The organism is Enterobacter sp. MGH 24, assembly GCF_000493015.1.
GTDB lineage: Bacteria > Pseudomonadota > Gammaproteobacteria > Enterobacterales > Enterobacteriaceae > Enterobacter.
On record NZ_KI535657.1, the window covers coordinates 55,116 to 68,433 of the forward strand.

The 13,318-nt window shown below is 57.1% G+C and carries 9 protein-coding genes; 7 read left to right on the forward strand and 2 right to left on the reverse strand.

What is annotated here, in order from left to right; genetic code table 11:
- Positions 1 to 2: 2 nt before the first annotated feature.
- Positions 3 to 2,282, reverse strand: a complete 2,280-nt coding sequence (gene maeB / locus L370_RS21405) for an NADP-dependent oxaloacetate-decarboxylating malate dehydrogenase (RefSeq protein ID WP_023332965.1) — start codon at positions 2,280 to 2,282, stop codon at positions 3 to 5.
- A gap of 289 nt (positions 2,283 to 2,571) precedes the next feature.
- Here maeB and tal point away from each other — a divergent pair, with 289 nt between their 5' ends.
- Together tal and tkt are read left to right on the forward strand one after the other, a co-directional pair.
- On the forward strand, positions 2,572 to 3,522 hold the full coding sequence (gene tal / locus L370_RS21400; RefSeq protein WP_023332966.1) for a transaldolase: 951 nt from the start codon (positions 2,572 to 2,574) through the stop codon (positions 3,520 to 3,522).
- Between the two features lie 19 nt (positions 3,523 to 3,541).
- Complete coding sequence (gene tkt, locus L370_RS21395; RefSeq protein ID WP_023332967.1) at positions 3,542 to 5,530, forward strand: transketolase; 1,989 nt, start codon at positions 3,542 to 3,544, stop codon at positions 5,528 to 5,530.
- Between the two features lie 65 nt (positions 5,531 to 5,595).
- On the opposite strand, the gene L370_RS21390 is transcribed toward tkt, so the two are convergent.
- Positions 5,596 to 5,928, reverse strand: coding sequence for a tRNA-binding protein (locus L370_RS21390; RefSeq protein ID WP_023332968.1), 333 nt, complete (start codon positions 5,926 to 5,928; stop codon positions 5,596 to 5,598).
- 137 nt (positions 5,929 to 6,065) lie between these two features.
- On the opposite strand from L370_RS21390, the gene ebgR reads away from it, so the two are divergent.
- The 5 genes from ebgR (at position 6,066) to ygjJ (ending at position 13,312) form a co-directional block, all read left to right on the forward strand.
- Positions 6,066 to 7,049 (forward strand): transcriptional regulator EbgR, encoded by a 984-nt coding sequence (ebgR, locus tag L370_RS21385; RefSeq protein ID WP_023332969.1) that lies wholly within the window; start codon positions 6,066 to 6,068, stop codon positions 7,047 to 7,049.
- Positions 7,050 to 7,195: 146 nt separating this feature from the next.
- Positions 7,196 to 10,279, forward strand: a complete 3,084-nt coding sequence (gene ebgA / locus L370_RS21380) for a beta-galactosidase subunit alpha (protein ID WP_023332970.1) — start codon at positions 7,196 to 7,198, stop codon at positions 10,277 to 10,279.
- Positions 10,276 to 10,725 (forward strand): beta-galactosidase subunit beta, encoded by a 450-nt coding sequence (locus L370_RS21375; protein ID WP_023332971.1) that lies wholly within the window; start codon positions 10,276 to 10,278, stop codon positions 10,723 to 10,725. The genes ebgA and L370_RS21375 overlap by 4 nt, the downstream gene beginning before the upstream one ends.
- 53 nt (positions 10,726 to 10,778) lie before the next feature.
- Positions 10,779 to 12,215, forward strand: coding sequence for an amino acid permease (locus L370_RS21370; protein ID WP_023332972.1), 1,437 nt, complete (start codon positions 10,779 to 10,781; stop codon positions 12,213 to 12,215).
- A gap of 38 nt (positions 12,216 to 12,253) precedes the next feature.
- Positions 12,254 to 13,312 (forward strand): protein YgjJ, encoded by a 1,059-nt coding sequence (gene ygjJ, locus L370_RS21365; RefSeq protein ID WP_023332973.1) that lies wholly within the window; start codon positions 12,254 to 12,256, stop codon positions 13,310 to 13,312.
- Positions 13,313 to 13,318 lie beyond the last annotated feature (6 nt).

Below are 13,318 nucleotides of genomic sequence, written 5' to 3' on the forward strand. Positions count from 1 at the left end.
GATTACAGCGGCTGCGTCTGCGCCTCAACCACCGCCAGCGCCACCATATTCACGATACGACGCACAGAGGCAATCGGCGTTAACACATGCACCGGTTTCGCCACGCCCATCAGTACCGGTCCTACGGTCACCCCTTCAGAGCTGGAGACGCGCAGCAGGTTATAGCTGATACGCGCCGCTTCCACGTTCGGCATAATCAGTATGTTGGCCGATCCCTTCAGCGGGCTGTCCGGCATACGTTCGTTACGGATGCTCTCCACCAGCGCGGCATCACCGTGCATCTCCCCGTCAATCATCAGCTCCGGCGCGCGCTCGCGCACCAGCTCCAGCGTCTGACGCATTTTGCAGGCCGCCGCGGATTTAGACGAACCAAAGTTAGAATGCGACAGCAACGCCACCTTCGGCTCAATACCAAAGCGACGCACGGTCTCGGCGGCCATCACGGTGATCTCCGCCAGCTCGTCCGGGGTCGGATCGTCGTTAACGTAGGTATCCGCAATAAAGGTGTTGCCGCTCGGCAGCAGCAGCGCGTTCATCGCCCCGGCGGTATGGACGCCGTCGCGATAGCCGAAGATCTCCTGCACCACGCTAAAGTGCTCGTGGTAATCGCCTATGGTGCCGCAGATCAGCGCATCCGCCTCGCCGCGATGAACCATGATCGCGCCGATCACCGTCGTGTTGCTGATGACGGCCTTCTGCGCCTGCTCCTGGGTGATCCCCCGGCGCTTCATGATCGCGTAGTATTCGCTCCAGTACTCTTTGAAGCGCGGATCGGATTCGTTGTTCACGATCTCGAAGTCGACGCCCGGCTTGATCTGCAGGCCGAGCTTTTGAATGCGCATCTCAATCACGCTCGGACGACCAATCAGGATCGGTTTCGCCAGGCCTAAGGTGATCAGCTCCTGGGTGGCGTGCAGCACGCGCGCCTCTTCCCCTTCCGCCAGCACCACGCGCTTCGCGTCGGCGCGCGCCTGGGAGAAGATCGGCTTCATGAACAGGTTCGTTTTATAGACAAACTCGGTGAGCTTATCGACGTAAGCGTCGAAGTCCTGAATCGGACGCGTCGCCACGCCGGAATCCATCGCCGCTTTGGCCACCGCTGGGGCAATTTTGACAATCAGACGCGGGTCAAACGGTTTTGGAATGATGTAGTCCGGGCCGAAGCTCAGATCCTGATCGCCGTACGCAGACGCGACCACTTCGCTCTGCTCGGCGTGGGCCAGCTCCGCGATGGCGTGAACGGCGGCCAGCTTCATCTCTTCGTTGATCGCCGTTGCGCCGACGTCCAGCGCGCCGCGGAAGATGAACGGGAAGCAGAGCACGTTGTTGACCTGATTCGGGTAGTCAGAACGACCGGTACAAATAATGGCGTCTTCACGCACCGCTTTCGCCAGCGGCGGCAGGATTTCCGGCTCCGGGTTCGCCAGGGCCAGGATCATTGGCGCACGCGCCATCTTCTTCACCATCTCCTGGGTCAGTACTTTCGGACCCGAGCAGCCGAGGAAGATATCCGCGCCGTCAATCACGTCGTCCAGGGTGCGTTTACCGTCGTCTTCCACCGCGTACGCCGCTTTGGTTTCCGCCATGTTCGGCTCGCGGTCTTTATAGATAACGCCTTTGGAGTCGCAGACCACAATGTTGTGTTTCTGCATCCCCAGCGCCACCAGCAGGTTCATACAGGCGATGGCCGCGGCGCCTGCACCAGAAACCACCATGCGCACGTCGGAGAGATTTTTCTCGACCACGCGCAGGCCGTTCAGAATCGCGGCGGTGCTGATAATCGCGGTGCCGTGCTGGTCATCATGGAACACGGGAATGTTCATACGCTCGCGCAGCTTCTGCTCGATATAGAAACATTCCGGCGCTTTGATGTCTTCCAGGTTAATCCCGCCGAAGGTCGGCTCCAGCGCGGCCACCACGTTGATGAATTTGTCAGGATCGAGTTCATCCACCTCGATATCGAACACGTCGATACCGGCGAATTTCTTGAACAGTACCCCCTTCCCTTCCATCACCGGCTTACCGGCCAGCGCACCGATGTTGCCCAGCCCCAGCACCGCCGTGCCGTTAGAGATTACGGCGACAAGGTTGCCGCGCGCCGTGTATTTGTAGGCCGCCAGCGGGTCTTTTTCGATTTCCAGACACGGGGCAGCGACGCCCGGCGAATAGGCCAGCGCCAGATCGCGCTGGGTTGCCAGCGGCTTGGTTGGGGAGACCTGGATTTTCCCCGGAACAGGAAACTCGTGAAAATCGAGGGCACTCTGTTTTAACTGCTCATCCATCTTATTTTTCCTTTCACGTATCGGTCAAAAGGGTGACGTAAGCGATCCTGATGCACACCCTGGTGTGCCGCCTAGTATCGCCTCAGGCCGCCTCCTAAACTTTGAAGGCAGCCAAACTCTCACCATCACACATTAAAAATTGTTATCAATTTATAACAGCCATGTTACCCGTCTCAAAAGCAATGCCTCCCCCGTCTGCTATGCTTTTTTGTTAAGTCCATCATGATTTTCTCAGAAGTGTGAACTAACGCACTCATCTAACTCTTTTATTTCCAAGGAGTAATTATTTATGAACCAGCTAGACGGCATCAAAAAATTCACCACCGTGGTTGCAGACAGCGGCGATATCGAGTCGATTCGTCACTATCAGCCTGAGGACGCGACCACCAACCCTTCGCTACTGCTCAAAGCGGCCGGGCTTGCCCATTTTAGTCATCTGATTGATGACGCCATTACCTACGGTAAACAGCGCGGGAAAACGCAGGAGCAGCAGGTCGCCGAAGCCAGCGACAAGCTGGCGGTTAATTTCGGTGCGGAAATTCTTAAAAGTATCCCGGGGCGCGTCTCAACCGAAGTCGACGCGCGCCTCTCGTTCGATACAGAAAAGAGCATTAATAAGGCGCGTCGTCTGGTGGAACTCTACCAGGAACAGGGAATCGATAAATCACGCATTCTGATCAAGCTCGCCTCCACCTGGGAAGGCATCCGCGCGGCAGAGGTGCTGGAAAAAGAGGGCATCCACTGCAACCTGACGCTGCTGTTCTCGTTTGCCCAGGCGCGCGCCTGCGCTGAAGCGGGCGTGTTCCTCGTCTCGCCGTTTGTCGGGCGCATCTATGACTGGTATCAGGCAAAACAGCCGATGGACCCGTACGTGGTGGATGAGGATCCGGGCGTGAAATCGGTCCGTAATATCTACGACTACTACAAACAGCACCGCTACGAAACCATCGTGATGGGGGCCAGCTTCCGCCGTACCGAGCAGATCCTCGCCCTGGCAGGCTGCGACCGTCTAACCATCTCCCCTAACCTGCTCCAGGAGCTACAGGACAAAGAAGAAACGGTGATCCGCAAGCTGGTGCCGACCTCCACCGTTCTGCCAAAACCAAAAGCCATGACCGAAGCGGAGTTCCGCTGGGAGCACAATCAGGACGCCATGGCCGTGGAAAAACTGGCGGAAGGTATCCGCCTGTTCGCCGTCGACCAGCGCAAACTTGAAGATCTTCTCGCCGCCAAACTTTAACCCTGCCACGGAGTGAACTATGTCCCGTAAAGAGCTAGCCAATGCCATTCGCGCCCTCAGCATGGATGCCGTGCAAAAAGCCAATTCTGGCCACCCCGGCGCGCCGATGGGCATGGCTGATATTGCCGAAGTGCTGTGGAACGACTTTTTGAAGCACAACCCCAACGACCCCACCTGGTACGATCGCGACCGTTTTATCCTCTCCAACGGTCACGCCTCAATGCTGCTCTACAGCCTGCTGCACCTTTCCGGCTACGATCTGCCGCTTGAGGAGCTGAAAAACTTCCGCCAGCTGCACTCCAAAACGCCGGGGCACCCTGAGATTGGCTATACGCCAGGGGTGGAGACCACCACCGGGCCGCTCGGTCAGGGGCTGGCCAATGCGGTTGGGCTGGCGATTGCCGAACGCACGCTGGCGGCGCAGTTTAACCAGCCGGACCACGAAATTGTCGACCACTATACCTACGTGTTTATGGGTGACGGCTGCCTGATGGAGGGGATTTCCCATGAGGTCTGCTCCCTGGCGGGCACGCTGGGGCTCGGCAAGCTGATTGGCTTCTACGATCACAACGGCATCTCCATCGACGGGGAGACCGAAGGCTGGTTTACCGACGACACGGCAAAACGCTTTGAAGCCTACCACTGGCACGTGGTGCACGAGATCGACGGCCACGACCCCGAGGCGGTGAAAAAAGCGATTCAGGAAGCGCAGAGCGTGAAGGACAAACCGTCGCTGATTATCTGCCGTACGGTCATCGGCTTCGGCTCGCCGAACAAGGCGGGCAAAGAGGAGGCGCACGGCGCGGCGCTGGGCGAGGAGGAAGTCGCGCTGACCCGACAAAAGCTGGGGTGGAAACATCCACCGTTTGAGATCCCGAAAGAGATCTACAGAGCCTGGGATGCCCGTGAAGACGGTGAGAAAGCCCAGCAGGCCTGGAACGAGAAGTTTGCCGCCTACAAAAAAGCGCACCCGGAGCTGGCGGCAGAGTTTTCCCGCCGCATGAGCGGCGGCCTGCCGGAGGACTGGGACGATAAAACCCAGGTGCTGATTGAAAACCTGCAGTCCAACCCGGCGAAAATCGCCACCCGCAAGGCGTCGCAAAATACCCTGAACGCAATCGGCCCTCTTCTGCCCGAACTGCTCGGCGGCTCGGCGGACCTGGCACCGAGTAACCTGACCATCTGGTCCGGCTCGAAATCGCTCAAAGAGGACATTGCCGGGAACTATATCCACTACGGCGTGCGCGAGTTTGGCATGACCGCCATTGCCAACGGCATCGCCCATCACGGCGGCTTCGTGCCGTACACCGCCACCTTCCTGATGTTCGTCGAGTATGCCCGTAACGCGGCGCGCATGGCGGCGCTGATGAAGGCACGGCAGATTATGGTCTATACCCACGACTCCATCGGGCTGGGGGAAGACGGACCTACGCACCAGGCGGTTGAACAGCTGGCGAGCCTGCGCCTGACGCCCAACTTCAGCACCTGGCGTCCGTGCGATCAGGTCGAAGCGGCGGTGGGCTGGAAGCTGGCGGTGGAACGCCACAATGGCCCAACGGCACTGATTCTGTCACGCCAGAACCTGGCGCAGATTGAGCGTACCCCGGAGCAGGTGAAAAACATCGCCCGCGGCGGCTACATCCTGAAGGACAGCGGCGGCAAGCCGGACGTGATCCTGATTGCGACCGGCTCCGAGGTGGAAATCACGGTGAAAGCGGCGGAGAAACTGACCGCCGAAGGCCACGCGGTGCGCGTGGTGTCCCTGCCCTCAACGGATATCTTTGACGCCCAGGACGAGGCGTACCGGGAATCGGTCCTGCCGTCCAGCGTCGCGGCGCGCGTGGCGGTGGAAGCCGGGATTGCCGACTACTGGTACAAGTATGTCGGGCTCAAAGGGGCGATTGTCGGCATGCGAGGCTACGGTGAGTCCGCCCCTGCCGATAAGCTGTTCCCATACTTTGGCTTTACCGTTGAGAACGTGGTGGAGAAGGCGCTGAGCGTGCTGTAGTGCTTTTGCCGGGTGGCGCTGTCGCTTACCGGGCCTACAAAATCGGGTGGCTCTGCCACCCTTTTTTATACCACCCGCACACCCGCCGCCATCGCCCGCTCCGGCGTTAACAACACGCTTTCACCGGCGTCATCGGTTTCAGCGCAGAGCAACATGCACTCAGACGTTTCGCCGCGCATCTTCGCTTTCGCCAGATTACACAGCACCACCACCGTTTTTCCCATAAGCTCCTCTTCCCGGTAATACGGCACCAGGCTGGTGACGGTTTGCAGCGTTTTTCCGCCCACATCAATCTGCGCGATATAGAGTTTATCTGCGTTAGCGTGGCGCTTAACGTCCACAATCGTCCCCACGCGGATCTCCAGCTTTGCAAAGTCATCGTAAGCTATCGTGTCCATGCTCTCTCCTTGGTAAAGTTTTACTAAATACTAGCACGCTATTTGCCGGAAGCAATGGGCGGGATATTTACTAAAAACGGATGCATGTCCTGATTCATCCTTTACAATGGGTTATCACGTGGGGAATAAGGACAAACATGGCTACGCTCAAAGACATCGCGACGGAGGCTGGCGTTTCGCTGGCGACGGTATCCCGGGTTTTAAACGATGACCCAACGTTGAACGTAAAAGAAGAGACCAAACACCGCATTCTGGAGATTGCGGAGAAGCTGGAATATAAGAGTACAACGTCCCGCAAATTGCAGTCTGCCGCGGTGGGTCAGCAACACATTCTGGCGCTCTACAGCTACCAGCAAGAGTTGGAGATTAACGACCCTTACTACCTTGCCATCCGCCACGGCATTGAGACACAGTGTGAAAAACTGGGCGTCGAGCTGAGCAACTGTTACGCCAATGCCACCCTGCCAGAGAGTAAAAAACTGACCGGCGTACTGATTGTGGGCAAGCCCTCTTCAGCCGTCCTGCGCGCTGCAACTGCGTTAACGGACAACGTCTGCTTTATCGATTTTCACGAGCCCGGCAGCGCGTTCGATTCCGTCGACATTGACCTCTCGCGCATCAGCAAGCAGATCGTTGATTTCTTTATTGGTCAGGGCGTTAAGCGCATTGGCTTTATCGGCGGTGAAGATGAGCCCGGCAAAGCCGATATCCGCGAAGCCGCTTTTGTCGAGTATGGCCGTTTGAAAGGAGTGGTGTCAGAACAGGATATCTGGCGCGGCGGTTTTTCCAGCTCATCCGGATACGAACTGGCAAAAACCATGCTGGCGCAGGCAAGCTGGCCTGACGCGCTGTTTGTCGCCTCTGACTCGATAGCCATCGGCGTCTTGCGCGCTATCCATGAAAAAGGGCTGGCGATCCCGGAGGACATTTCGCTCATTAGCGTGAACGATATCCCCACCGCCCGCTTCACCTTCCCGCCGCTCTCTACCGTACGCATCCACTCAGAAATGATGGGCAGCCAGGGGGTTAACCTGCTGCTGGAAAAATCCCGCGATGGCCGGGCGCTGCCGCTGCAGGTCTTTGTGCCGAGCGTGCTGAAACTGCGCGGCACCACCCGCTAATCCCCCTCGTTTGACACAATGCCGGGCATGCCCGGCTTTTTTTTATTTCGTGATCGAGTTAAAGCAAATCAATTTTACTGATTTTATTTAGTAAAATATTTACTAAAATCCTCAGCAATGATGTTTTACCCCTAAAGGGAGATCGCATGAATCGCTGGGAAAATATTCAACTTACGCATGAGAACCGGCTTCCGCCGCGTGCGTACTTCTTCTCATACGACACCGTCGCACAGGCTCGCACCTTTGCCCGCGAAGCCAGCAGCCACTTTCTGTCTCTGAGCGGTAAGTGGAACTTTCGCTTTTTCACCAACCCACTTCTGGTGCCGGAAAACTTCACCTCTGAGTACATGGCCGACTGGGGCGACATAACCGTACCCGCCATGTGGCAGATGGAAGGCCACGGCCAGCTGCAGTATACCGACGAAGGCTTTCCCTTCCCGGTCGACGTCCCCTGGGTGCCTGCGGATAACCCAACCGGGGCGTATCAGCGCTACTTCACGCTTTCGGACGGCTGGCAGGATAAGCAGACCCTCATCAAGTTTGACGGCGTCGAAACCTATTTCGACGTCTACGTGAATGGTCAGTACATTGGCTTTAGCAAGGGCAGCCGGCTGACCGCCGAGTTTGATGTCAGCCACGCGGTTCATGGCGGGCAAAACCTGCTCTGCGTGCGGGTGATGCAGTGGGCGGATTCTACCTACATTGAGGATCAGGACATGTGGTGGACGGCCGGTATTTTCCGCGACGTCTATCTGATCGGCAAAAATCCCACTCACGTGCGCGACGTCACGATCAAAACCATCTTTGACGAAGCTTACAAAAACGCCACCCTCTTCTGTCAGCTTGAGCTGGAAAACCTGGCCCCGCACGCATCCGCCGTGTCGCTGGAGTATGCCCTGTATGATGGCGACGCAGCGATCCATCAGGGCACAACCGACAGCCTGACAGTGACCCGCCACGCGGAAACCGCCTTTAGCATTGAGGTCAAACAGCCTCAGCAATGGTCTGCGGAATCGCCCTACCTCTACCATCTGGTAATGACGCTAAAAGATGTGGACGGGCAGACGCTGGAGGTTATCCCTCAGCGCATTGGGTTCCGCGACATCAAGGTGCGAGACGGCCTGTTCTACGTGAACAACCGCTACCTGAAGCTGCACGGCGTAAACCGTCACGACAACGATCACCAGAAAGGCCGTGCCGTGGGGATGGATCGCGTCGAGCGCGACCTGATCCTGATGAAACAGCACAACATCAATTCGGTGCGCACCGCCCACTATCCCAACGATCCGCGCTTCTACGAGCTGTGCGACATCTACGGCCTGTTTGTGATGGCGGAGACGGATGTGGAATCTCACGGCTTTGCCAACGTCGGCGACCTGAGCCGCATCACGGACGATCCGGCGTGGGAACATGTTTACGTTGAGCGCATCGAACGCCATATCCACGCGCAGAAAAACCACCCTTCAATCATCATCTGGTCGCTTGGAAACGAGTCCGGCTACGGCTGCAATATCCGCGCCATGGCGCGGGCCGCAAAGGCTCTGGATGACACGCGCCTGCTGCATTACGAAGAAGATCGCGACGCCGAGGTGGTGGATATCATCTCGACCATGTACACCCGCGTGCCGCTGATGAACCTGTTCGGCGAGTATCCCCACGCCAAACCGCGCATTATCTGCGAATACGCCCACGCGATGGGCAACGGCCCCGGCGGTCTGAGCGAATATCAACACGTCTTCGATCGCCACGACTGCATTCAGGGCCACTACGTCTGGGAGTGGTGCGACCACGGTATTCAGGCGGCGGATGCCAGCGGCAATACGTATTACGCCTACGGCGGCGACTTTGGTGATTATCCGAACAACTACAACTTCTGCCTCGACGGGCTGATCTACTCCGACCAAACGCCGGGTCCGGGCCTGCGTGAATATAAGCAGGTGATTGCCCCGGTCAAAGTGCGCTGGCAGAACGGCGAGCTGCACGTTGAAAATCGCTTCTGGTTCACCGGCCTGGATGATTACACCCTGCTCGTTGAGGTGCGTGCCGAAGGTGAAACCCTGTACAGCCAGCCGCTGACAGTGACCGGACTGGCCCCCAACAGCACCCGCAGCGTGAGCCTGGACCTGCCAGAACTCGACGAGCGCGAAGCGTTCCTGACCGTGCGCATCAGCAAAAACAGCCGCACCCGCTACAGCGAAGCCGGACACGAGATTGCGGTGTATCAGTTCCCGCTTAAAGCGCGCACGGCTCACGCTACGCCGTTTATTAACGCCAACGCCACGCCGCTGCTGCTGGAAGAGGACCGCCTGAACTGTACCGTGACCGGACATAACTTCCGCGCACGCATCTCAAAAGTGACGGGAAAACTCTGTTCCTGGCAGGTTAACGGTGAGGAAAACATCACTCGTGAACCAAAAATTAACTTTTTCAAACCGATGATTGATAACCACAAGCAGGAGTATGAGGGACTGTGGCAACCCAACCATCTGCAGATAATGCAGGAGCATCTGCGCGGTGTTGAGATCGAGCAGCAGGACGATGCGATCGTCATTACGACCCGCACGCTGATTGCTCCGCCGGTGTTTGATTTTGGTATGCGCTGCACCTACCGCTGGCGCATTGCCGCCGACGGGCAAATTAACGTTGAGCTGAGCGGTGAACGCTACGGTGATTACCCGCACATTATCCCGTGCATCGGCTTTACCCTCGGCATCAACGGCGAATTCGACCAGGTGAGCTACTACGGACGCGGCCCCGGTGAGAACTACCCGGACAGCCAGCAGGCCAGCACCATTGACCTGTGGCACACCACGGTGGACGAGATGTTCGAAAACTACCCGTTCCCGCAGAACAACGGCAACCGCCAGCAGGTGCGCTGGGCAACGCTCGCCAACCGTCACGGCAGCGGTCTTCTGGTGATGCCTGAACAGCCCATCCATTTCAGCGCCTGGCACTACACGGCAGAGAACATCCACGCCGCGCAGCACTGCAACGAACTGCGCCGCAGCGATGACATCACCCTCAACCTTGACCATCAGGTACTGGGCTTAGGCTCCAACTCCTGGGGAAGCGAAGTGCTGGATACCTGGCGCGTCTGGTTCAGGCCGTTCCGCTACGGCTTCACCCTGCTCCCGCTGGAAGGCGGACAAACCGCCGCGCAGACGCTGGCACGCCATCAGTTCGGCACCGGTTTCTTTTCCATGAATTCACACAGCGAGGCAGACAAATGATCGTTCTCGACAGCCTGGAACAGTTCCAGCAGCGTTATCGTACGGGCCGTAAATGGCAGCGCTGCACGGAGGCCATCAACAACATCGACAACATCCAGCCCGGCGTAGCCCACTCGATTGGCGACTCTCTGGCCTATCGCGTGACCCATGATGCCAGCACCGACGCGCTGTTCGTCGGCCATCGCCGCTATTTCGAGGTGCATTACTACCTGCAGGGCGCGCAGAAAATTGAGTACGCCGCAAAAGACGCCCTTCAGCTTGTGGAGTGCTACCGGGATGAAACCGACCGCGAGTACCTGAAAGGCGTGGGTCAAACCGAACAGGTGCGCGAGGGGCAAATCGTGATTTGTGAAAACCACGAGGCGTATCGCTTTATCAGCGAAACGCTGGCAAAAAAAGTCGTCCTCTATGTGACCATCGAAGACGGCTATTTCCATAACAAATAAAAAAACCAGCGGTGCCAATGAAGCACCGCCCTCCTCGTACCCGGAGATATGTTATGTCTGAAACTACCAAGCGTAATACCATCGGCAAATTCGGCCTGCTGTCGCTGACGTTTGCCGCCGTATTCAGTTTTAACAACGTTATCAACAACAATATCGAGCTGGGGCTTGCCTCGGCGCCGATGTTCTTTTTAGCCACCCTGTTCTACTTCATTCCTTTCTGCTTAATCATCGCGGAGTTTGTCTCCCTGAATAAAAACTCCGAAGCCGGGGTGTACGCCTGGGTGAAAAGCTCGCTGGGCGGGCGCTGGGCGTTTATTACCGCCTACACCTACTGGTTCGTAAACCTGTTCTTCTTTACGTCGTTATTACCCCGCGTCATCGCCTACGCCTCTTACGCGTTTTTGGGTTATGAGTACATCCTTACGCCGTTTGCCACCACGGTACTGAGCATGGTGCTGTTCGCTTTCTCAACCTGGGTGTCCACCAACGGGGCGAAAATGCTGGGGCCGATCACGTCTGTGACCTCAACGCTGATGCTGCTGCTAACCCTCTCCTATATTCTGCTGGCCGGTGCGGCGCTGATGGGCGGCGTGCAGCCAGCCGACCCGATTAACGTTGACGCGATGATCCCGAACTTTAACTGGGCGTTTCTTGGCATCACCACCTGGATATTTATGGCCGCCGGGGGCGCAGAGTCCGTTGCGGTATACGTTAACGACGTGAAGGGCGGGTCAAAATCCTTCGTTAAGGTGATCATTCTGGCGGGGATTTTCATCGGCGTGCTTTACTCCATCTCCTCGGTGCTGATTAACGTCTTCATCAGCAGCAAGGAACTGAAATTCACCGGTGGTTCGGTACAGGTGTTCCACGGCCTGGCGGTATGGTTTGGCCTGCCGGAAGTGCTGATGAACCGCTTTGTCGGCCTGGTCTCCTTTACCGCGATGTTCGGTTCCCTGCTGATGTGGACGGCGACCCCGGTCAAAATCTTTTTCTCTGAAATTCCGAGCGGCATCTTTGGGCCAAAAACCGTGACGCTGAACGAGAATGGCGTCCCGGCGCGCGCGGCGTGGATCCAGTATTTGATCGTCATTCCGTTAATGATTATCCCAACCATGGGATCGAACACCGCGCAGGAGCTGATGAATACCGTCATCAACATGACCGCGGCCGCGTCAATGTTACCGCCGCTGTTCATCATGCTGGCTTACCTGAACCTGCGTCGTAAGCTCGACCATCTCCCGCGTGATTTCAAAATGGGCTCACGCACCACGGGGATGGTGGTGGTGTCGATGCTGATTGTGATTTTTGCCATCGGCTTTGTGGCCTCAACCTTCCCCACCGGTGCCAATATTCTGACGATTATTTTCTATAACGTCGGTGGCATTGTGTTATTCCTCGGATTTGCCTGGTGGAAATACAGCAAATACGTCAGGGGATTATCAAAAGAACAACAACAAATAGAAGCGTCACCTGCCTCAAATATTAATTAACACTTAAGGCATGGATATTTTCTCATTGGGATGAGTGCATGAAAATTAAAGAGAAAACGATTGGGGCACTCGCTGCCCTCTCCTTCTGCTACCCGTCATTTGCCGCAGAAGAGGCTCGGCCAGCGGAGCACGACGATACCAAAACGCCGGAAATGACCTCTCCATCATTTCGTTTTTATGGCGAGCTGGGGGTTGGCGGATATATGGATTTAGAGGGCCAGAATAAGCATAAATACAGTGACGGCACCTATATTGAGGGTGGTCTGGAAATGAAACACGGGCACTGGTTCGGCCTGATTTACGGCGAGGGCTGGACCGTACAGGCTGACCATCAGGGGAACGCCTGGGTGCCCGACCACAGCTGGGGCGGATTCGAGGGCGGGCTTAACCGCTTTTACGGCGGCTACAAAACTGACGACAGCACCGAAATCATGCTCAGCCTGCGTCAGGACTCCTCCCTCGATGACCTGCAGTGGTGGGGGGATTTCACGCCCGATCTGGGGTATGTGATCCCCAACACCCGCGACATTATGTACGCGCTCAAGGTACAGAACCGCTCCGGTAACCTGCGCTACAGCGTCACCGCCACGCCTGCGGGGCATCACGACGAGAGCAAAGCCTGGCTGCATTTTGGCAAATACGATCGCTATGACGATAAGTATACCTATCCGGCGATGGCCAACGGCTATATCCAGTATGACATCGTCAAAGACGTCACCTGGATGAACGGCCTGGAGGTCACCGACGGGACCGGTCAACTCTTCCTGACCGGCATTCTGTCGCCCAACCTGGCGGCGCGCGCCTGGCATCACACCGGACGCGCCAGCGGCAGGGACGTCTCCGGCACAGAGACCGGGTATATGGTCAGCGCCATGGTTGAAGCGTTAAAAGGCGTCTATCTCTCCACCGCTTACAGCTACGCAAAGCATCGCCCGGACAATGCCGCCGATGAAACAACCTCGTTTATGCAGTTCGGTATCTGGTATGAGTACGGCGGTGGACGCTTTGCCACCGCAGCCGACAGCCGTTTCTATATGCAAAATGCCTCCGGCGACCCGAGCGATCAGGTCTTCCTGATGCAATACGTCTACTGGTAAAAGGAT